The organism is Mitsuaria sp. GD03876, assembly GCF_029840635.1.
In the GTDB taxonomy this organism is placed as follows: domain Bacteria; phylum Pseudomonadota; class Gammaproteobacteria; order Burkholderiales; family Burkholderiaceae_C; genus Roseateles.
On sequence record NZ_JAOCCU010000027.1, the window covers coordinates 13523 to 33475 of the forward strand.

Sequence of the window (19953 nt, forward strand, 5' to 3'; positions counted from 1 at the left end):
CGCCGGGCGCGGGCTCTTCACGGGGCATGGGGGATCCCTCCTGGACCCCCAAGCCCCATTCCGGCCCCACCCTCGCCCGCTGACCTCGGGCCTTGGCGTGCGAGAAGCGCTAGCGCAAGCCGGCGGGCGCGATCAGCGAGGCGGCCGGGACCGCGTTCGTCGCGGGCGCGGCGGCATTGGGATCGGGCAGGCGCACGGGGCGCACATCCAATCTCACATCGAGCAGCGTGACGTCCCTGGCATCGCCGTCGGCATCGATCCAGCCCTGCGTGCCCGCGCCGCGATAAAGACGGAAGACGAAACCGGTGCGGTCGCGATCGGCAGTGGCGCCCGGGCGGATGCGCGCGGCCATCGCGCGGACCTCGGCGGCGGGCGAGCTCAGCAGCTCGGTCATCGCCTGCACGATGCGGTTGTCGCCCAGGATGTCCGGCTGGAAGGTGTCCACCGGGCCGCGCGGCAACGGCGCGCCCTGCGTGGAGGCGCGCATCGCCACCGCCGGACTGGCCGCCGTCTTGCGCGCGGCCGGCTGCGTGACGCCGGACGCGAGGTCGTGGCGGTCGCCGCTGTCCAGGTAGCTCAGCCGCGCGCCGCGCAGGTTGAACATGCCCAGCGCCGGATCGCTGCGCGCGTCGCGCAGGTCCACCAGCAGCGCGCCGCGTCCGCCGATGATGTCGACCCGGTCGCCATGGATGACGGCGGCGCTGTTCTCCTCGACGCCCAGCCCCAGCCGATAACCCTTGGCCATCATCAGCGGCAGCATCCGGCCGATGCGGCCGCGCTTGAGGAAGTGCTGGTCGACGAACAAGCCGCCGCCGACGAAACCCAGGCCCTGGTCGATCTCGTGGCCGTCGCGCATCGTGCCGCGCAGGACGTCCATGACATTGAGCGCGTCGCGGAACATCACGCGGCTCATGATGGCCGCGCCGGCGCTGGTGCCGGCGACGACGCCGCCACGGCGGTAGACGTCCCAGATCGCGTCGAGCATCTCGGTGCGCCGGCCGCCGGGCTGCAGCGTGTCGACGATGAAGCCCTGCGCGCCGCCGGAGAAGAAGACCGCGTTGGACGCGCGGACCTTGGCGATCAGCTCGGGGTCATGGAGGTTGCGCTGCAGGTCGGCGCCCTCGAGGCGCGGCGCGACGGGGATGTGCTCGGCCTGCGCGCCATGCTTCTTCAGCACGTCGACGATCAGCTTGGCGGAGAGCTCGGGATTGGCCGCGGCGGTGGCCAGCACCGCGAAGCGCGCCTGGCCGGCGCCGCCGGCCTCGTCGACGATGCGCTGCCAGACGGCGTCGTTGTCCATGCGCAGCGCGCCGCCGATGACGATGGCGGTCTGCGCCGACGCGACACCGGCGCCCAGCAGCGCCATCGCCCCCAGGAGGGCCCGGATCCGGATCGAGAGGGAACGGAAGGCATCCATGCGCCCATCTTGCCCATCGAGCGGCGGATGGGAAGTGGGAAGCGCCTTCAACCAGGGGGTGGAAAGGGAAGATGCCACGCCATCCCCCGGCGTCGCCGGGGGGCTCGCGTGACGCACCGGCCGTCACGAACGCGGCGAATCCGCGTTCGCGACAGGGCTTTGCCGGGCAGGCCTCAGAGCTTCGTGCCGCCGCTGGCGTCGACGATCTGGCCGGTGGTCCAGGCGCCATCGGGGCCGGCAAGGAAGGCCACCACGCCCGCCACGTACTCCGGCTTGCCGATGCCGGGCAGCGCCTGCACCTGCGCCAGCGTCTCCTTGCCGCCCGGCTCGTTGATCCACGCGCTCATGCGGGTATCGATGGCGCCGGGAGCGACGACGTTGACGGTGATGCCGCGCGGGCCGAGTTCCGCCGCGAGCTGCAGGCTCAGCGCGTCGACGAAGCCCTTGCTGGCCGAGTACGCGGTGATGCCCGGGAACGCGATCCGCGTGGCCGCCGTGCCGATGTTGATGACACGGCCGCCGTCGGGCATGACCGGCACGATGCCCTTGGTCACCTGGAACAGGCTGCGCATGTTGACGCTGACCAGCCGCTCGAAGTCGACGTCCGTCGTGCCGTCCAGGCCCGCGAACACGGCGATGCCAGCGTTGTTGACCAGGATGTCCACGCGCGGCAGCCCCAGCGCCGCGACGCGCGCGACCAGTTGCTGGCCGCCATCGACGGCGGCCAGGTCGGCCTGCACCACGTGGACCTTGCGGCCGGCGTCCCGCAGCGACGCGGCCAGCGACTCGACCTCGTCGCGCCCGTTGCCGTAATGCAGCACGACTTCCGCGCCGTCGGCCGCCAGGCGTTGCGCGATCGCGGCGCCGATGCCGCGCGAAGCGCCGGTGACCAGCGCGATCTTTCCAACCAGGGACTGACTCATGATGAACTCCAAATAGACCGATTGGTCAAAATAAGGGAAAGGAAAAGCCGCTCGCGCGGCCGGTGGGGGAACGAAGGGGAAATCAGGCCATGTCGAGCACGGCCACGGCGAGCGCCACGGAGCGCTGCATCTGCGACCGGCTGCGCCCGGCCTGGGCGGCGACGCGCAAGCCGCTGGTCATCGCGATGAGCAGCTCAGCCAGCTCGGCCGACGGGGTCGGATTGACGATGGAGCCGTCGCGCTGCCCGCGTTCGACGGCGGCGCGCAGCATCTCGTGGGTGGCATGCCAGCGCTGGGTCAGGGCCCAGGCGAGCGGCGCCTCGGCGAGACCTTCGAGCAGGCCGCTGGTGACGATGCAGTGCCGGTCGACGGCGTTGTCGCTGCTGCAGCTGCCGATCATCGCCTCGAAGTACCGGTCGATGGCGGCACGGCCGGTCTCAGCCGCCTCGACCGCGGCGGCGATGTGAGCGCCGCGCTGGACGGCGCACTCGATGGCCTGCAGGTACATCGCCTGCTTGTCGCCGAAGGTGTTGTAGAGGCTCTGCTTGCCCAGCCCGGTCGCTTCCTGCAACAAGGCCAGGCTGGTGCTGGCGTAGCCGTGGGTGCTGAAGACGTCGGTCAGACGTTCCAGCACCTCGGGCTCGGAGAATCGGCGTTCGCGGGGCATGGGACGGATCCTACGTCGTATTTGACCAATCGGTCAAACCATCGGAATGTGGGGGCTTTCGGGTCTTGCGCGCCGGACGCTCAGGCGGTCTTCGCGACGGCCCGCAGGAAGAAGTCGACCGCGCCCACGACCAGCTCGCGGCGTTCCGCCGCCTTCATCGGCGGCGGCGCCATCTGATAGACGCGGCTGCTGACTTGGGCGTTGAGCAGCGCCATGAACTGCGATGCCGCCACGGCCGGATCGACGCGCCGGATCTCGCCGCGCGAGACGCTCACCGCGACGAGCTGCGCGAGCTTGGCGAGCATCTGCACCGGCCCCGCCTCGCAGAACAGCTCGCCGACGCGGGACTGCCCCGCCGCCGCGACGATCACGCGATGGATCGAGCGCGCGCGGCTGTCGTTGGCCACGACCTTCAACGCTTGGTCGCCGAAGCGCAGCAGCGATTCCTTCAGCGCGCGCTCGACCTCGATCGACGCCTCCAGTTCGGCCACCGCGTCGGCCATGTGACCGGTCGCGAAGCGCCTGACGACGGCGCTCACCAGTTCCTCCTTGGCCGGGAAGTAGCGATACAGCGTCGACTTCGACCCGCCCAGCCGCTTGGACAGCTCGCTCATCGAGGCGGCCTCGACGCCCACCTCCTCGAACAGCTTCGCGGCCGCTTCCACGATGGCGTCGCGGCGCTCGTCGGTCATCACTCGCATGTCGGTCGATTCCTCATAACAGTACGGCATCGTACTTTTTTGCTTGACCCCTCGCAAGACGGGCATCAAGAATAAAAGTACTGGTCGGTATCGAAATAAACGACGTCGTCGTGACGGTCGATCCACCGGTCCGATCCACCTTCATTCCTGAGAGTCCGCCGATGCGTTCCCTTCTTCCGGTTCTTTCGTTGTTCCTGGCCGTCGCCGCGCTGGGGGCCTGTTCCACCGTCCAGCCCAATCGCTACGAGGGCATCGCGTCGTCGCCGCAGCTGCGGCCCAACGGCGAGGACGAGACCGGCCGCATGCCCTACCGGGTGTCGAGCCACGTGGCCTGGAGCGAGTACGACAACGTGCTGCTCGAACCGGTGAACGTCTACGGCGGCCAGGACGGCCAGTTCGACAAGGACGTGACGCCGCGGGACAAGGAGGAGCTGGCGGGCTACATGCGCACGGTCTTCTCGGAGCGCCTGGGCAAGCGCTTCCGGCTGGTCCGCGAGGAGCGGCCGCGCACGCTGCGGGTGCGGCTGACGCTGACGGGCGCGAGCACGAACACGGCGTTCGTGAGCACGATCACCCGCTTCGACCTGGCGGGCGGGCCCTACAACGCGGTGCAGGGCATGCGCGGACGCGAAGGCGCGTTCATCGGCTCGGCGATGTACTCGGTGGAGATCTTCGACGGGTCCACCGGCGGCCTGCTCGACGCCTACGTGGCCAAGCAGTACCCCAATGCGATGAATGTCTCCGCCACGATCGGGCGGCTCGAGGCCGCGAAGGTCAGCCTGGAGAAAGGCGCCGACGAGCTGGTGGCGCAGCTCAAGTAGCGCGGCCCGGGTCGGCGCGCGGAGGCTCCAAAGCGCCGCGCCGGCCCCTGCGCCACCGCGCGCGGCGAGGGGCCGGCCGGGCGATCAGCTCTTCACGAAGGCAAGCAGGTCGGCGTTGAGCTCGTCCTTGGCCGTGTCGCCCAGGCTGTGGCTGCCGCCCTTGTAGATCTTCAGCTGGGCGCCCTTGACGAGCTTGGACGACAGCATCGCCGCGCCCTGGATCGGGACGATCTGGTCGTCGTCGCCATGGATGATCAGCGTGGGGATGTCGAACTTCTTCAGGTCCTCGGTGAAGTCGGTTTCCGAGAAGGCCTTGATGCAGTCATAGGCGTTCTTGTGGCCGGACATCATTCCCTGCGTCCACCAGGAGCGGATCAGCCCTTCGGACACCTTGGCGCCGGGCCGGTTGAAGTTGAAGAACGGGCCGCTGGCGACGTCCAGGAAGAACTGCGCGCGGTCGTCGAGGTAGGCCTTGCGGAAGCCGTCGAAGACCTCCATCGGCAGGCCGACCGGGTTGTTGGCGGACTTCACCATGATCGGCGGGACCGCGCCCATCAACACGGCCTTGGCGACGCGGGCGCTGCCGTGGCGGCCGATGTAGCGGGCGACCTCGCCGCCGCCGGTGGAGTGGCCGACCATCGTGGCGCCCTTGACCTCGAGCTTGGTGAGCAGCTCGTGCAGGTCGTCGGCGTAGGTGTCCATCTCGTTGCCGTTCCACGGCTGGCTGGAGCGGCCGTGGCCGCGCCGGTCGTGCGCGATGCAGCGGTAGCCGTGCGAGGCGAGGAAGAACATCTGCGCTTCCCAGGCGTCGGCGGACAGCGGCCAGCCATGCGAGAAGGTGACGACCTGGCCGGTCGCGGGACCCCAGTCCTTGTAGTAGATCTGGGTGCCGTCCTTGGTGGTGATGGTGCTCATGGCTTTCCTTTCGGGGGATGGGCCGACGCGGCCGCGTGAGGGAATCCAAGGCCACCGGTGCGGCCTGCAGCGTTGGATCCTCGACGCAGCGGCGGGCAGGCGCATCTGCCGGCCAAGAGAGGGACGGGTCTCTCGATGGAGGGGCCCCTGCTCACCCCGAAAGGGATAGCTCTGGCGCGCTTCCCTGATGCGCCAGTCGACGATGAGGCCCGGCTCGCCGATGCGCTCGAGCGCGATCCAGGTGTCTACGCTGGCGCGAGCACGCGACAAGCGCGTCTAATGTCCGGATGAAGCTGCTTCTCACGGGTGCGCGAGGCACCGTTGGCCCCTGGGTGCTGCGAGAGGCCGAGCTGCGCGGCTGGGAGGTCGTCGCCTGGCATCGCGAGCACGTCGACCCGGACGATGCGAACGCCTCGGACGCCTTCCTGCGCGCGGAGTCCCCGGACGCCATCGTCCATCTCGCGATGGGCGCGGAGGCATGGGCCGGCCGGCTCGCCGCCTTCGCTTCGCAGCGCGGCATCGCCATGGTCTTCACGAGCACGGCGATGGTCTTCGATGCGTCGCAGGGCGGCCCCCACCGCCCCGGGGATCCGCGCGGCGCTCGGGACGAGTACGGGCAATACAAGATCCGCTGCGAGGACGCGGTGCTGGCCGCGGATCCTCGAGCCACGATCGCGCGCATCGGCTGGCAGATCGCGCCCGAGCCGGTGGGCAACAACATGCTTCGGCACCTCGACGAGCAGAACGCGCGGGAGGGCCGCATCCGCGCAAGCGCGGCCTGGCGGCCCGCCTGCTCCTTCCTGACCGACACCGCCGCGGCGCTGTGCGACCTGGTGGGCGAGCGCCCCGCCGGCGCCGTGCATCTCGACAGCAACGCGCACGACGCATGGACCTTCGACGAGATCGTGCGGCGCCTTGCGGCGAAGTACGAGCGACGCTGGACCATCGAGGTGACGCAGGACCACGTGCACGACCAGCGGCTGCTGAACGACCTCGGCGGGTCGATGCTGCCGCCGTTGCACCAGCACCTGTCCTAGGCCGGAGAAGCCCGGGCTCCGCGGGACCTCCGCGATGGCATAGCATCGCCCGGCGCCACGCCCGGCCCGCGCAGGCGCCACACCCAAGGGAGGCCTCCATGACCCGTGCCTGGTCGACGCTCGCCGTCGCGCTGACGATCCTGGTTCCCCATGCCGCGACGCTCGCGGCCGAGCCCACGCCGCCGCGCGAGCTGCGGCGCTTCCACGAGATCTACAAGGAGCTCGTCGAGACCAACACCACGCAGTCCACCGGCAGCTGCACCGTCGCCGCCGAGGCGATGGCCCGGCGCTTCCGGCAGGCCGGTTATGCCGAGTCGGACATGCAGCTCGTCGTGCCGCCCGACGGGCCGACCAAGGGCAACCTGGTGCTGCGCCTCAAGGGCAGCGGCGAGAAGCGGCCGCTGCTGCTGGTCGCGCACCTGGACGTCGTCGAGGCCAAGCGCGAGGACTGGAAGCGCGACCCGTTCAAGCTGACCGAGGAGAACGGCGTCTACTACGGCCGCGGCACGCTGGACGACAAGTCGCACGCCGCCGCGCATGTGAGCAACATGCTCCGCTACAAGGAGGAGAAGCTCGTTCCGAAGCGGGACATCGTCCTGGCGCTGACCTGCGACGAGGAGATCGTCCCCTCGAAGTGGGATGGCGTGGACTACCTGCTGAAGCACCACCGCGCGCTGATCGACGCGGAGCTCGCGCTCAACGAAGGCGGCGGCGGGATGCTCGACAAGCAGGAGCGTCCGGTCTCCTACAGCCTGCAGATCGGCGAGAAGGTCTTCGTCACCTACGAGCTGGAGGTGACCAACCCCGGCGGCCACAGCGCGCGCCCGGTGCGGGACAACGCGATCTATCACCTGGCCGAGGGCCTGGCGCGGCTGGCGAAGTTCGACTTCCCGATCCAGTTCAACGACACGACCCGCGCCTACTTCGAGCGCGTGGCCAAGCTGGAGGGCAACAAGGACGAGGCCGCGGACATCCGCGCGCTGCTCGCGAAGCCGACGGACACGGCGGCGCTGGAGCGCTTGTGGACGAAGTCGCCGCTGTACAACTCGAGCGTGCGCACGACCTGCGTGGCGACGATGGTCGACGCGGGCCACGCGACGAACGCGCTGCCGCAGCGCGCCCGCGCGACGGTGAACTGCCGCATCCTGCCGGGGCAGCCGGCCGAGGAAGTCCGCCAGACGCTGGTGAAGGTGCTCGCCGACGACAAGATCGCGGTGCGCGCGACCAACGAGGCGCTCGCGTCGCCGCAGCCTCCGATGTCGCCGGCGGTGATCGGCGCGGTGGAGGCGACGGCGGCGGAGTTCTGGCCCGGCGTGCCGGTGATCCCGACGATGCTGGTGGCAACGACCGATGGCCGCTTCCTCAACAACGCGGGGATCTGGACCTACGGCGTCGGCGCGTTCACCGGCGTCGAGCCCAGCGGCGTGCACGGGCTCGACGAGCACGTGCGCATCAAGTCGCTGGAGGAGTTCCAGGCATTCATGTATCGGTTGGGGAAGCGGTTGGCGCAGTGACCGCTCGACTTTCACCTTGGGGATAGCCGTCCCCCAGGCGCGCGCCTAAGGTCGTCTCGCCCGCATGAGCGGCACGGGAGGCGCGCATGACGACGAGGATCTTTTCCCATCAGGACCTGATGAACGACCGCATCGACTTCAACCAGTCCGTGCCCGTCATCGCCCACGGCGACTCGTGGGGCTCCTTCGGCTCGTTGCCGCCCTGGATCACCGGCAGCCTGTTCAACGCGATGGACTTCGGCAAGGACGTGGCCGTCGTCAACTACGCGATCCCCGGCCAATTGCTGCGCGACCTGCCCGATCCGAAGAAGTTCTCCAAGTTCCACATGGCCATGACGCTGCGCGGCATGCCCAACTGGCGCGCGCTGCTAATCTCCGGCGGCGGCAACGACCTCATCGAGTGGATCCGTCGCGGCGAGGGCCACGACATCGCGCAGCGCATCCTGCGCTTCCCCGCCGAGTGGCTCCCCGCGGACCAGGGCCCCACGCGCTTCCTCTCGCAGGCCGGCTGGGCCAGCCTGTGCGACGAGCTGCTCGAGGCCTACGTGCAGCTCGACGCGCTGCGCGACCGCAACTTCGCCGGCATGGACATCGTCACCCACGTCTACGACTACATGACGCCGCGCTTCGCGCCCGCGCTGAACGGCGTGTCGGGCCCATGGATGGCGCCGGGCTTCCTCGCCGCCGGCATCCCGCCCACCGCCTGGCAGGCCGTCGCGCGCGTGCTGGTCGACTGGTTCTTCGATTTCCTCGAGCACCGCGTGAAGACGCGCATCGGCGGCTTCCTCGTGCTGGACACGCGCGGCGGCAGCACGCCCGCGCAGCCGGGTACCAGCGGCACCAGCAACGACTGGGCCAATGAGATTCACCTCACCGCAGCCGGCTACAAGAAGCTCGCGAAGGCGAAGTGCAACGCGACGCTGAGGTACCGCGCGCAGTCGTGGACCACCGGGGCGATCGTGGACACCGCCGCGATCCGCGCGTTGGCCGTGCCGATGGCCGCGGCGGCGCCGAAGGCGATGGCCGCGAACGGCGCGCTCAAGAAGAAGGCCAAGACGGCCTCGAACGGCGCGACGGCGGAGAAGGCGGAGAAGCCGATGAAGCGCGCGAAGGCGGCCAAAGCGACCAAAGCGGCGAAGGCCGTGAAGGCGGCGAAGGCCATGCGGCCCAAGGCCGGCGGGAAGACGCCAACGCTGACCGCGTGAGGCGCCGTGGCGGCGTCAGTCGCCGATGCCCAGTTCCTGCTGGATCCGGGCGACCGCCGCCTTCAGCTGCTCGACCTCGGCGCGCAGCGCGGCGATCTCTTCATCGCGCGCGCTGTTGGAGGTCGACCCCGAGGACACAGCCGCGGAGGCCGACGCCACCGGCACCGCCGGCTCGCCGCTCAACAAGTGCGCCCATCGCGCCTCGCGCGCGCCCGGCGCCTTCGGCAGCTTCACCGCCAGCGGCGGCTCGCGCGCCGCGAGTTCGTCGAGGAATCCCTCCACCGACGACACGTCCGCGAAACGATGGATCCGCTCGCAGTTGATCCGCAGCTCGGCCGAGGTCTGCGGCCCGCGCAGCATCAGCACCGTCAACAGCGCCTCCGCCTGCCCCGGCACGCCCAGCACCCGCTTCATGTTGTGCTCGAAGCGCGCCACGCGGCTGCCGCTCACGCTGTTGACCAGGCTCATCGCCTTGAGCTCGTCCAGCACCGCTGCCACGTCGGGCTCGCTCGCGTTCATCACCGGATCGCGCGCGGTCTTCTGGTTCACGCCCAGCGTCAGGCTGTTCAGCGACATCGGATAGCTGTCCGGCACCGTGGACTCCTTCTCCACCAGCACCGCCAGCACGCGCGCTTCCAGCGCGCTCAGTTCTCTCACAGCCATCGGCCCGCTTCTTTCCTTGGTTCTCTCTTCGTTGGTCTCTTGGCTCGCCGCGTCGCTCTCAGACGCCGAATCCATCGTCCGCCTGGATCACCGCGCCATTGATGAAGCGGCTCTCCTTCGCGCACAGCATCAGCAGCGTCGTGTCCAGGTCCTGCGGCGTGCCCACGCGCTTGCGCGGCAGCAGGTCCACCAGCTTGCGGCCCTGGTCCGTGGTCCAGTGGTGATGGTTGATCTCCGTGTCGATGTAGCCCGGGCAGATCGCGTTGACATTGATGTCGTACTTGCCCCACTCCAGCGCCATCGCCTTGGTCATGTGCACCACCGCCGCCTTGCTCATCGCGTACACGCCGATCTGCGACAGCACCCGCAACCCCGCCATCGACGCGATGTTGACGATGCGCCCGCCGGTGTACGTCCCCGGCGCCGCGCCCCGCGCCCGCGCCAGCATCCGCTTGCCGACCTCCTGCGCGACGAAGAACGCGCCGCGCACGTTCGTGTCCATCACGAAGTCGTAGTCCTCCGGCGTCACGTCCACCAGCCGCTGCGTCGTGCTCACGCCCGAGTTGTTGATCAGGATGTCCAGCGTCCCGACCTCCGTCTCCGCGCGCGCCACCGCGGCCTTGATGCTGTCCAGCTCGGTGACGTCCATCTGCACCACGTGCGCGTCGCCGCCGCCGGCCTCGATCTCCGCGCGCAACGCCTTCAGGCGCTCCACCCGGCGGGCCGCCAGCACCACACAGGCGCCAGACTTGGCCAAGGTTCTCGCGAATTGCGCGCCCAGTCCGCTGGACGCGCCCGTGACGAGGGCCACGCGGCCCTCCAGATCGATGCTGTAGCTCATGGCAAGGTCTCTCGCAAAACTTCTCGTGTGACCAACAAGGTGCCGAGGACGATAGCACGCGGCCTCAGCCCGCCATCACCGTCTCGATCTCGGTCGTCACCTGCGTCATCAGCTTGTGCAGCGGGCACTTCTCGGCCACCGCGAGCAGCTGTTGGCGCTGCTCGTCGCTCAGGTTGCCGACGAAGGTCAGCGAGGCCTTGAGCTTGTACACGCCCTGGCGCTCCTGCGAGCCGTCGCGCTCCACCTCCACCAGCACGTCCTCCACCGGGATGCCCTTGCGCTGCGCGTACCAGAGCACCGTCAGCGCCTTGCACGCGCCAAGCGCCGTGTCGTAGAACTCGTGCGGATCGGGACCGGCGTCCTCGCCGCCGCCGGCCACCGGCTGGTCCGCCGTCAAGCGGTGGTCGCGGATGCTCACCGTCTGCCGCATCGGGCCGGTCTTGTCGCGCTGGATATGGATCGTCATGCAGGTGCTCCCCGTCGAAAGGCTGAATCGCGGGCCATCGTACGACCCCTGTCCCGAGCCCGGGAGCCCCATTCGGGTCCCCGCTCCGCGGGCGTGCGATCCGCTGTCAATGCCACGGCGGTTTTTTCTATTTTGTAAAAAGCACGACCGTTCTTTTTTGCGTCCGCGCGGCTAGAATGCGCCGCACCCCGCCCCAGCCAGACAGCGAGCCGGCCCGCGCCGGTCCACCGCGTCGCGGCCAGGCCCCAGACTAGAACGAGCAAGGAAGACCATGACCTCCGAAGAACTTGTTGCCCAGTACGGTCCGCGCGACAGCATGGAGTACGACGTCGTGATCGTCGGCGGCGGCCCTGGCGGCCTGGCCACCGCGATCCGGCTCAAGCAGATCGCCGCGGAGAAGGGGCAGGAGATCTCGGTCGTGGTCCTGGAGAAGGGCTCGGAGGCCGGCGCCCACATCCTGTCCGGCGCGGTCATGGACCCGCGCGCGATCACCGAGCTGTTCCCCAACTGGAAGGAACTCGGCGCCCCGCTGAACCAGGCCGTCACCGGCGACCAGGTGCTGTTCCTGAGCGAGTCCTCCCACACCGACACGCCGCAGTTCCTGATCCCCGGCTGCTTCCACAACGAAGGCAACTACGTCATCTCGCTGGGCAACGTCACGAAGTGGCTGGCGCAGCAGGCCGAGGCGCTGGGCGTGGAGATCTTCGCCGGCTTCGCCGCCGCCGAGGTCGTCTACGACGAGCAGGGCCGCGTCAAGGGCGTGGCCACCGGCAACGTGGGCCTGGGCAAGGACGGCGAGCCGCACGAGGGCTTCCAGCTCGGCATGGAGCTGCACGGCAAGTACACGATCTTCGCCGAGGGCGCCCGCGGCCACCTGGGCAAGCAGCTGATCGCCAAGTTCCAGCTCGACGCCGGCAAGGACCCGCAGACCTACGCCATCGGCATCAAGGAACTCTGGGAAGTGCCGGCCGAGCAGGCCAAGCCCGGCCTGGTGGTCCACACCGCCGGCTGGCCCATGGACAGCCAGACCTACGGCGGCGGTTTCCTGTACCACCTCGAGGGCAACAAGGTGACGCTGGGCTTCGTGGTCGGCCTGGACTACCAGAACCCGTGGCTGTCGCCCTTCGAGGAAATGCAGCGCTGGAAGACGCACCCGGCGATCCGCAAGCACATCGAGGGCGGCAAGCGCCTGGGCTACGGCGCCCGCGCGATCACCGCCGGCGGCCTGCTGAGCCTGCCCAAGCAGGTCTTCCCCGGCGGCGCGCTGGTCGGCGACGACGCCGGCTACCTGAACGCCGCCCGCATCAAGGGCAGCCACGCCGCGATCAAGTCCGGGATGATGTGCGCCGACGCCATCGCCGAGGCGCTCGCCGCGGGCCGCCAGCTCGACGAGCTCAGCGCCTATCCCGCCGCCTTCGAGCAGAGCTGGCTGCGCGAGGAACTCGACCAATCGCGCAACTTCAAGACCTGGTTCAAGAAGGGCACGACCGTCGGCACGCTGATGACCGGCATCGAGCAGTGGCTGCTGCCCAAGCTGGGCATGAAAAGCCCGCCGTGGACGATCCACCGCGACAAGCCCGATCACGCCTACCTGCGCCCCGCGTCGGAGATGCCCAAGATCGACTATCCGAAGCCCGACGGCAAGCTGACCTTCGACCGGCTGTCGTCGGTCTTCGTGTCCAACACGAACCACGAGGAAAACCAGCCGGCGCACCTGACGCTCAAGGACGCCAGCGTCCCGGTCGCGGTGAACCTGGCGAAGTATGCGGGCCCCGAGAGCCGCTATTGCCCGGCCGGCGTCTACGAGTTCGTGAAGGGCGACGACAACGCCGAGCGGCTGCAGATCAACGCGCAGAACTGCGTGCACTGCAAGACCTGCGACATCAAGGACCCGACGCAGAACATCGTCTGGGTGACGCCGGAAGGCGGCGGCGGTCCGAACTACGTGAGCATGTGAGCGGCAGCGATCCGCGCGATCGCCCTCCCCTCAACGACAAAGCCCGCTTCGCGCGGGCTTTGTGCTTTCCGGACGGCGCGATCAGCGCGGCGTCATGAGCGCGGCGCGAGCTCCCGCACCCAGCGCGCCAGCATCTGCTCCTCGAGCGAGCCATGGTGCTCCTGGTGCGCCAGGATGCGCTCGCGTTCGGCGGGGCTGCGGTTCTGGCTGATCTTGGCCTTCATCGTCCAGCGCTCGACCGGGATGCGGAAGCCGACGATCGCGCCCAGCATCTTGTGCTGGAAGTCCTCGGGCAGGCCGCGCCACTGGGCGGCGTAATCGGGTTCCTGCGTCGCGATCAGGCGCTTGAGCAGCGCGTCCTTGCCGGCCTCGTCGTCGACGACCTGCACGCGGCCATGCACCTGCAGCGTCAGGTAGTTCCAGGTGGGCACCGACAGCGGCGTGTCGTAGTGGCTGGGCGAGATGTAGGCGCCAGGCCCGTTGAACTGGACCAGCACCTCGCCGAGCTCGGGCGACTTCAGCGCCGCCACATGCGGATTGGCGCGCGCCAGGTGGCCCTCGAGCCACCAGCCCTCGCCGTCCGCGGCGGTCGGCGCGCCCCAGATCATCGGCACCGGCGTCGCCGACAGCCCGTGCGCCGGATCGACCAGCATCAGCGTGGCCAGGGGGTGTTCCTGGATCATCAGCCGCGCGTGGGAGAGATCCGGCAGGTCGAAATGCTTGGGCGTGTACATGCCGTCGAATGTAGGCCACATCGGCCTCGCGCGGCGATCGGCATGCCGACCCATTCCGGTGGCCGCAATGCAAAAACCCCCGCAGCTTGCGCTACGGGGGTTTCACATCTGGTTGGCGGAGACGGAGGGATTCGAACCCTCGATGCAGGTTTTGCCCACATACTCCCTTAGCAGGGGAGCACCTTCGGCCACTCGGTCACGTCTCCAACCGGAGAAGCAGCGACTATAGCATGGCTTTGAGACGCCTCAACCGAAACGCCGGTTGAAACCGTCTCGAAGCCCGCGGCTTCCGCCCTCTGGTCAGGCCTCGATTTCCTGGTCCAGGTCGAACGCGCGATGCAGCGCGCGCACCGCCAGCTCCATGTACTTCTCGTCGATGACGACGGAGGTCTTGATCTCGCTGGTGGTGATCATCTGGATGTTGATGCCCTCTTCCGACAGCGAGCGGAACATCTTCGACGCCACGCCGACATGCGAGCGCATGCCGATGCCCACGATCGACACCTTGCAGATGCGCTGGTCGCCGGTCACCTTGGCGGCCTGCACCGCCGGCCCGACGACCGTCTCCAGCAGCTCCATCGCGCGCTGGTAGTCGTTGCGGTGCACGGTGAACGAGAAGTCGGTCTTCCCGTCCTGCGACACGTTCTGGATGATGACGTCGACGTCGATGTTGGCGTCGGCCACCGGGCCCAGGATCTGGAACGCGATGCCGGGCTTGTCCGGCACGCCCAGCAGCGTCACCTTGGCCTCGTCGCGGTTGAATGCAATGCCGGAGACGACGGCTTGTTCCATTTGTTCGTCCTCTTCAAAAGTGATCAGGGTGCCGGACTTGGCTTCCTCGTTGATGTCGATGTCCCAGGGCGTGAAGCTGCTGAGCACGCGCATCGGCACGCGGTACTTGCCGGCGAATTCCACCGAGCGGATCTGCAGCACCTTCGAGCCCAGCGACGCCATCTCCAGCATCTCCTCGAAGCTGATGGTGCTCATGCGGCGCGCCTCGGGCACGACGCGCGGATCGGTCGTGTACACGCCGTCGACGTCGGTGTAGATCAGGCATTCGTCGGCCTTGATCGCCGCGGCGATCGCCACCGCCGACGTGTCCGAGCCGCCGCGGCCCAGCGTCGTGATGTTGCGGTCCTCGTCCACGCCCTGGAAGCCGGTGATGACGACCACCCGGCCCGCGTCGAGGTCGGCCTTGACCTTGGCGTCGTCGATGCTCTCGATGCGCGCCTTCGTGTACGAGCTGTCCGTGGACACGCCCACCTGCCAGCCCGTGTAGCTGACCGCGTCCAGGCCCTCGGCCTGCAGCGCGATGGCCAGCAGGCCCACCGACACCTGCTCGCCGGTGGAGGCGATCATGTCGAGCTCGCGCATCAGCGACGGCGACGAACTGCCGGGCGACAGCTCCTTGGCCAGGCCGAGCAGCCGGTTGGTCTCGCCGCTCATCGCCGACGGGACGACCACCATCTGGTGACCCGCGCGCGCCCACTTGGCGACGCGCTTGGCCACATTGCGGATACGGTCGGTGGACCCCATCGAGGTGCCGCCGTACTTGTGAACGATCAATGCCATGGGAGTGTCAGATGACTGCTGCAGGGGGAACGGGCGATTCTAAGACTCGCCCTTGCCCGCAACGTCGCGTCCCATGCGCGATCCGCATGCATCCGGGCGCCATCGCAGCGTCATTTGTGGTTCATCCACCGGCGCCCACCAGCGCGCGTCCAGGCCCAGGCCCGGCACGAAGAGCAGCCGTCCATCGACGTGGATCAGCGGTCCTTCCCTCTGGACAGCGGGGATTCCCGCCGTTTGCCAGCATTTCTTCAGCGCGCGCGGCAGGCCTTTCGGATGCGCCTGGAACTGCTCGCCGCCTTCGCGCGGACGCAACTCGACATTGCTGAGCGCAGAAAGCGCGACGCCCCCCGTGGTCACGGGTTCGACATCGATCGCCCCACCCCAGTCCGGGAATGCGTGGCGCCCGATGCGGGCGAGGTCGACGAACGTCGGCCGATGCGTCGCCCCGGTGGGCGACGCGAGTCGGGGCGATGCCGCGGCACGCGCCGTCAGCCGTCCCCGATAGAGATGCAGCTCGACATCGCCGCAAGGCCAGCGCCCGCTGGCGCTCGCCGGGACTTCATCCAGCAGCCGGCGAATCAAGCTCGCCGGCGCCGCGCGACCGGTCTCGCGCCGGATCCACGCACGCAAGGCATTGGAGGCGCGCGCGGGGCTGACCGTCGACAGCATCGCCTGCGCGAGGCCGTCGGCATCGGCCCATCGCCCGAGGTCCTCGTCCGCGATCTCGCGCTGGAGGTCCGCCGCCTGCTGCGCCCACTGCGCCGATTGCGCGAGCGCCGCTTCCACGCCGGCCGATTGCGCCGTCAACGCGGGCCAGGCGGTCAGCCGCAGGCGGTTGCGGGCATATCGCGCGTCGGCGTTGCTGTCGTCGTCGACGAAGCGCAGGCCGTGCGCGGCGACGTAGGCCTCGATCGCCTCGCGCGGATGGTCCAGCCACGGCCGCGCCCAGCACACACCGTCGCGCCACTGCGCGCGCGGCATCGCCGCCAGGCCCGCCATGCCCGCGCCGCGGAGCGCCTGCAGCAGGAAGGTCTCGGCCTGGTCGCGGCGATGGTGCGCCAGCAGCAGCAGGTCCGCATCGGCGGCCAGGGTCAGGCGTTGCAGCGCCTCGTGGCGGCCGGCGCGAGCCCAGGCTTCGACGCTGTCGCCGGCGGCGGGCGCGCCGCGCAGGCGCTCGTGCGCCAGGGTCACCGGCAGCCCCTGGCCGCGCCAGACCTCGACCTGCTCCCGCAGATGCGCCAGCCAGGCGTCCGCCTGGGGACTCAAGCCATGATGAATGTGCAACGCCACCACGCGCAGCCCGAGCGACTGGGCCGCGACCGCGGTGGCGTGGAGGAGCGCCGTCGAATCACGACCGCCGCTGGCGGCGACCGCGATCACGCGGCGCGAGGTGCGCGAAGGGAGATCGCCGGGGCCGGCGGGATCAGCGGCTCTTGGTGTCGCTGAAACGGCCATAGGCCTGCAGGCGCTCGTAGCGGCGCTCCAGCAGATCCTTGGTCTTCAGGTCGGAGACCTGGCGCAGCGCGTCGCCGAGCGCGCGCTTCAGGTTGGACGCCATCTGCTTCGGATCGCGGTGCGCGCCGCCGACCGGCTCGTTGACGATCTTGTCGATCAGGCCCAGCGCCTTCAGGCGATGCGCGGTGATGCCCAGCGCTTCCGCCGCTTCGGACGCGCGCGCGGCGGTCTTCCACAGGATCGAGGCGCAGCCTTCCGGCGAGATCACCGAGTACGCCGAGAACTGCAGCATCAGCACCTGGTCGGCCACGCCGATCGCCAGCGCACCGCCGGAGCCGCCCTCGCCGATCACCGTCGCGACGATGGGCACTTCCAGCTGGGCCATCTCGAAGATGTTGCGGCCGATCGCCTCGGATTGGCCGCGTTCTTCCGCGCCGATGCCGGGATAGGCGCCCATCGTGTCGATGAAGGTGAAGACCGGCAGGCCGAACTTCTCGGCCAGCTTCATCAGGCGCAGCGCCTTGCGGTAGCCCTCGGGACGCGGCATGCCGAAGTTGCGCAGCGTGCGCTCCTTCGCGTCCGAGCCGCGCTGATGGCCGATGACCATGCAGGCCTGGCCGTTGAAGCGGGCGAGGCCGCCGACGATCGCCGCGTCGTCGGCGAAATGGCGGTCGCCGTGCAGTTCCTGGAACTCGGTGAAGACCTCGTTGCAGTAGTCCAGCGTCTGCGGACGCTGCGGGTGGCGGGCCACCTGGTACACCTGCCAGGGCAGGACATTCGCGTAGATGTCCTTGGTCAGCTGGTGACTCTTCTTGCCCAGGCGGTCGATCTCTTCGGAGATGTCGACCGCGGACTCGCTCTGCACGTAGCGGAGTTCGTCGATCTTGGTTTCGAGCTCGGCGATGGGCTGCTCGAATTCGAGGAAGTGTTTCTTGCTCATTCTCAGTAATCCACGGGTAGCGGATCGAGGCTCCGCCAAATGTACCATGTGGCCACCGAGCGGTACGGGGCCCAGCCCTCGCCCAGCTCGCGGGCCTCGGCGCGCGAGACCGGCTCGTCGCTGAAGTAATGCTGCCCGATGCCCTTGAGCAGTCCCAGGTCGTCCAGCGGCAGCACGTTGGGCCGCATCAGGTGGAAGATCAGGAACATCTCGGCCGTCCAGCGGCCGATGCCGCGGATCGCGACCAGTTCCTCGATGATGGCTTCGTCCTCCATCTGCGCCCATTGGCGCACATGGACCTGGCCCGATTCGAAATGCTGCGCCAGGTCGCTCAGGTACTCGACCTTGCGCGCCGACAGCCCCGCGCCGCGCAGCGTGTCCTTCTGCAGGCCCAGCACCTCCACCGGCTTGATCCGGTTGGACGGCCCGGAGGTCAGTTCGGCGAACCGGTCCCAGACGCTCTGTGCCGCCTTCACCGAGATCTGCTGGCCCACGATCGATCTGGCCAGCGTCGTGAACGCGTCGCCGCGGCTCTGCAGCCGGGCCTCGCCGAATTGCGGAATCAGCTTCTTCATCACCCGGTCGCGCTTGACCAGGTGACGGCAGGCCTCGTCCCAATAGTCCGGGGTCACCCCGGCGGTCGCCACACGCGCCATCAGGCCGGATCTCCTGCCTTGGCGACGCGGACCCAGGTCGTGCCCGCCGCGGAATCCTTGAGTTCGATGCCCTGGTCGGCCAGCGCCTTGCGCAGGCGGTCCGCCTCGGCGAAGTCGCGCGCGGCCTTGGCCGCGGCGCGCGCGGCGATCTGCGCCTCGATCGCCGCCTCGTCCAGGCCCGCGCCCGCCTGCAGGAACGCCTTGGGCGACTGCTGCAGCACGCCGAGCACGCCGCCCAGCGCCTTCAGCAGGCCGGCATCGCGCGCGGACCGGTCGCGGTTGACCTGGTTCGCCAGATCGAACAGCACCGCCAGCGCGCCCGGGGTGTTGAAGTCGTCGTCCATCGCGGCCTTGAAGGCCGCCGCCGCGCCCTGCGTCCAATCGATGGCCACCTCCTCCGGCGCCACCGCGTCCAGCGCGGTGTACAGGCGGCGCAGCGCGGTGCGCGCATCGTCCAGGCTGACGTCGCTGAAATTGAACGGGCTGCGGTACTGCGTGCGCAGCATGAAGAAACGGATCGACTCGCCGTCGAACTTCTCCAGCACTTCCTGGATGGTGAAGAAGTTGCCCAGGCTCTTGGACATCTTCTCGCCGTCGATGTTCAGGAAGCCGTTGTGCATCCAGTAGTTCACGAAGCGATCGCCGAAGGCGCCTTCGCTCTGCGCGATCTCGTTCTCGTGGTGCGGGAACTGCAGGTCCATGCCGCCGCCATGGATGTCGAAGCGCTCGCCCAGCAGCGCGCAGCTCATCGCCGAGCACTCGATGTGCCAGCCCGGGCGACCCTCGCCCCACGGGCTGGCCCACTTGGCCTCGGCCGGTTCGTCGGCCTTGGCCGACTTCCACAGCACGAAGTCCAGCGGATCGCGCTTGCCGTCGTCGACCGCGACGCGTTCGCCGGCGCGCAGCTGGTCCGGCGACTTGCCGCTGAGCTTGCCGTAGCCGTCGAACTTGCGCACCGCGTAGTTCACGTCGCCGCCGCCGTCGGCCTGGTAGGCCAGGCCCTTGTCCTGGAGCTTGCCGATGATGTCCAGCATCTGCGGGACAAATTCCGTCGCCCGCGGTTCATGCGTCGGCGTCGCGATGCCCAGCGCGTCGAAGTCGCGATGCATCGCGGCGGTCGTCTCGCTGGTGAGCTGGCCGATCGGGATGCCGCGCTCGAGCGCGCGGCGGATGATCTTGTCGTCGATGTCGGTGATGTTGCGCACGTAGGTGACGTCGAACCCGCTGGCCTTGAGCCACCGGTAGACGACGTCGAACGCGATGTTCATGCGCGCATGGCCCATGTGGCACAGGTCGTAGACCGTGATGCCGCAGACGTACATGCGCACCTTTCCCGGCTCGATCGGTTGGAAGTCCTGTAGCTGGCGGTCCAGCGTGTTGTAGATGCGCAAGGAAGACATACGTGTGTCGCGCCGGGCGCCCCGCGCGCCGGGCCTCTCGCGCACGCCGACGCCACCGCCGCCGGGCGG

At 69.0% G+C, this 19953-nt stretch carries 19 protein-coding genes and 1 tRNA gene; 5 read left to right on the top strand and 15 right to left on the bottom strand.

Going from position 1 to position 19953, the window contains the following annotated elements:
* Window positions 1–109: 109 nt before the first annotated feature.
* The 4 genes from N5D62_RS17270 to N5D62_RS17285 all read right to left on the bottom strand — a co-directional run bounded on the left by N5D62_RS17270 (window position 110) and on the right by N5D62_RS17285 (window position 3708).
* Window positions 110–1417 (bottom strand): cyanophycinase, encoded by a 1308-nt coding sequence (locus N5D62_RS17270; protein ID WP_279759097.1) that lies wholly within the window; start codon window positions 1415–1417, stop codon window positions 110–112.
* Between the two features lie 173 nt (window positions 1418–1590).
* Window positions 1591–2340 carry an SDR family oxidoreductase gene (locus N5D62_RS17275; RefSeq protein WP_279759098.1) on the bottom strand — a complete coding sequence of 250 codons (750 nt, stop codon included), beginning with the start codon at window positions 2338–2340 and terminating at the stop codon, window positions 1591–1593.
* A gap of 82 nt (window positions 2341–2422) precedes the next feature.
* The gene (locus N5D62_RS17280; protein ID WP_279759099.1) at window positions 2423–3007 is read right to left on the bottom strand and encodes a TetR/AcrR family transcriptional regulator; all 585 of its coding nucleotides are present in this window, start codon (window positions 3005–3007) and stop codon (window positions 2423–2425) included.
* 80 nt (window positions 3008–3087) lie between these two features.
* Window positions 3088–3708, bottom strand: coding sequence for a TetR/AcrR family transcriptional regulator (locus N5D62_RS17285; protein WP_279759100.1), 621 nt, complete (start codon window positions 3706–3708; stop codon window positions 3088–3090).
* 161 nt (window positions 3709–3869) lie between these two features.
* Here N5D62_RS17285 and N5D62_RS17290 point away from each other — a divergent pair, with 161 nt between their 5' ends.
* On the top strand, window positions 3870–4529 hold the full coding sequence (locus N5D62_RS17290) for a DUF3313 domain-containing protein (RefSeq protein WP_279759101.1): 660 nt from the start codon (window positions 3870–3872) through the stop codon (window positions 4527–4529).
* 84 nt (window positions 4530–4613) lie between these two features.
* Here the strand turns inward: N5D62_RS17290 and N5D62_RS17295 are convergent, their stop codons facing one another.
* A complete protein-coding gene (locus tag N5D62_RS17295; RefSeq protein ID WP_279759102.1) occupies window positions 4614–5444 on the bottom strand; it encodes an alpha/beta hydrolase in 831 nt (276 codons plus the stop codon).
* A 287-nt stretch (window positions 5445–5731) separates the two neighbouring features.
* Here N5D62_RS17295 and N5D62_RS17300 point away from each other — a divergent pair, with 287 nt between their 5' ends.
* The 3 genes from N5D62_RS17300 to N5D62_RS17310 all read left to right on the top strand — a co-directional run bounded on the left by N5D62_RS17300 (window position 5732) and on the right by N5D62_RS17310 (window position 9200).
* Window positions 5732–6481: a sugar nucleotide-binding protein gene (locus N5D62_RS17300; protein ID WP_279759103.1), complete on the top strand. Its 750-nt coding sequence runs from the start codon at window positions 5732–5734 to the stop codon at window positions 6479–6481.
* Window positions 6482–6579: 98 nt separating this feature from the next.
* Complete coding sequence (locus N5D62_RS17305) at window positions 6580–7995, top strand: M20/M25/M40 family metallo-hydrolase (protein ID WP_279759105.1); 1416 nt, start codon at window positions 6580–6582, stop codon at window positions 7993–7995.
* Window positions 7996–8081: 86 nt separating this feature from the next.
* Window positions 8082–9200, top strand: a complete 1119-nt coding sequence (locus N5D62_RS17310; protein WP_279759106.1) for a hypothetical protein — start codon at window positions 8082–8084, stop codon at window positions 9198–9200.
* 15 nt (window positions 9201–9215) lie between these two features.
* Here the strand turns inward: N5D62_RS17310 and N5D62_RS17315 are convergent, their stop codons facing one another.
* The 3 genes from N5D62_RS17315 to N5D62_RS17325 form a co-directional block, all read right to left on the bottom strand.
* Window positions 9216–9863, bottom strand: coding sequence for a YceH family protein (locus tag N5D62_RS17315; protein WP_279759108.1), 648 nt, complete (start codon window positions 9861–9863; stop codon window positions 9216–9218).
* A 58-nt stretch (window positions 9864–9921) separates the two neighbouring features.
* Window positions 9922–10704: an SDR family oxidoreductase gene (locus N5D62_RS17320; RefSeq protein WP_279759109.1), complete on the bottom strand. Its 783-nt coding sequence runs from the start codon at window positions 10702–10704 to the stop codon at window positions 9922–9924.
* A 64-nt stretch (window positions 10705–10768) separates the two neighbouring features.
* Entirely contained in the window at window positions 10769–11170 is a 402-nt protein-coding gene (locus N5D62_RS17325; protein ID WP_279759110.1) for an OsmC family protein, read from the bottom strand.
* A 271-nt stretch (window positions 11171–11441) separates the two neighbouring features.
* On the opposite strand from N5D62_RS17325, the gene N5D62_RS17330 reads away from it, so the two are divergent.
* A complete protein-coding gene (locus N5D62_RS17330) occupies window positions 11442–13127 on the top strand; it encodes an electron transfer flavoprotein-ubiquinone oxidoreductase (protein ID WP_279759111.1) in 1686 nt (561 codons plus the stop codon).
* Between the two features lie 92 nt (window positions 13128–13219).
* On the opposite strand, the gene N5D62_RS17335 is transcribed toward N5D62_RS17330, so the two are convergent.
* The 7 genes from N5D62_RS17335 to cysS form a co-directional block, all read right to left on the bottom strand.
* A complete protein-coding gene (locus tag N5D62_RS17335) occupies window positions 13220–13882 on the bottom strand; it encodes an FMN-binding negative transcriptional regulator (RefSeq protein WP_279759112.1) in 663 nt (220 codons plus the stop codon).
* Between the two features lie 92 nt (window positions 13883–13974).
* A tRNA-Ser gene (locus N5D62_RS17340) sits at window positions 13975–14067 on the bottom strand.
* Window positions 14068–14161: 94 nt separating this feature from the next.
* Window positions 14162–15433 (bottom strand): aspartate kinase, encoded by a 1272-nt coding sequence (locus tag N5D62_RS17345; RefSeq protein ID WP_279759113.1) that lies wholly within the window; start codon window positions 15431–15433, stop codon window positions 14162–14164.
* 39 nt (window positions 15434–15472) lie between these two features.
* Complete coding sequence (tilS, locus tag N5D62_RS17350; RefSeq protein WP_279759114.1) at window positions 15473–16813, bottom strand: tRNA lysidine(34) synthetase TilS; 1341 nt, start codon at window positions 16811–16813, stop codon at window positions 15473–15475.
* A 43-nt stretch (window positions 16814–16856) separates the two neighbouring features.
* Window positions 16857–17828 carry an acetyl-CoA carboxylase carboxyltransferase subunit alpha gene (locus N5D62_RS17355; RefSeq protein ID WP_279759115.1) on the bottom strand — a complete coding sequence of 324 codons (972 nt, stop codon included), beginning with the start codon at window positions 17826–17828 and terminating at the stop codon, window positions 16857–16859.
* Between the two features lie 2 nt (window positions 17829–17830).
* Window positions 17831–18484: a DNA-3-methyladenine glycosylase gene (locus N5D62_RS17360; protein WP_279759116.1), complete on the bottom strand. Its 654-nt coding sequence runs from the start codon at window positions 18482–18484 to the stop codon at window positions 17831–17833.
* Window positions 18484–19884 (bottom strand): cysteine--tRNA ligase, encoded by a 1401-nt coding sequence (gene cysS / locus N5D62_RS17365; protein ID WP_279759117.1) that lies wholly within the window; start codon window positions 19882–19884, stop codon window positions 18484–18486. Before cysS ends, N5D62_RS17360 begins: the two co-directional genes overlap by 1 nt.
* Between the last annotated feature and the right edge of the window lie 69 nt (window positions 19885–19953).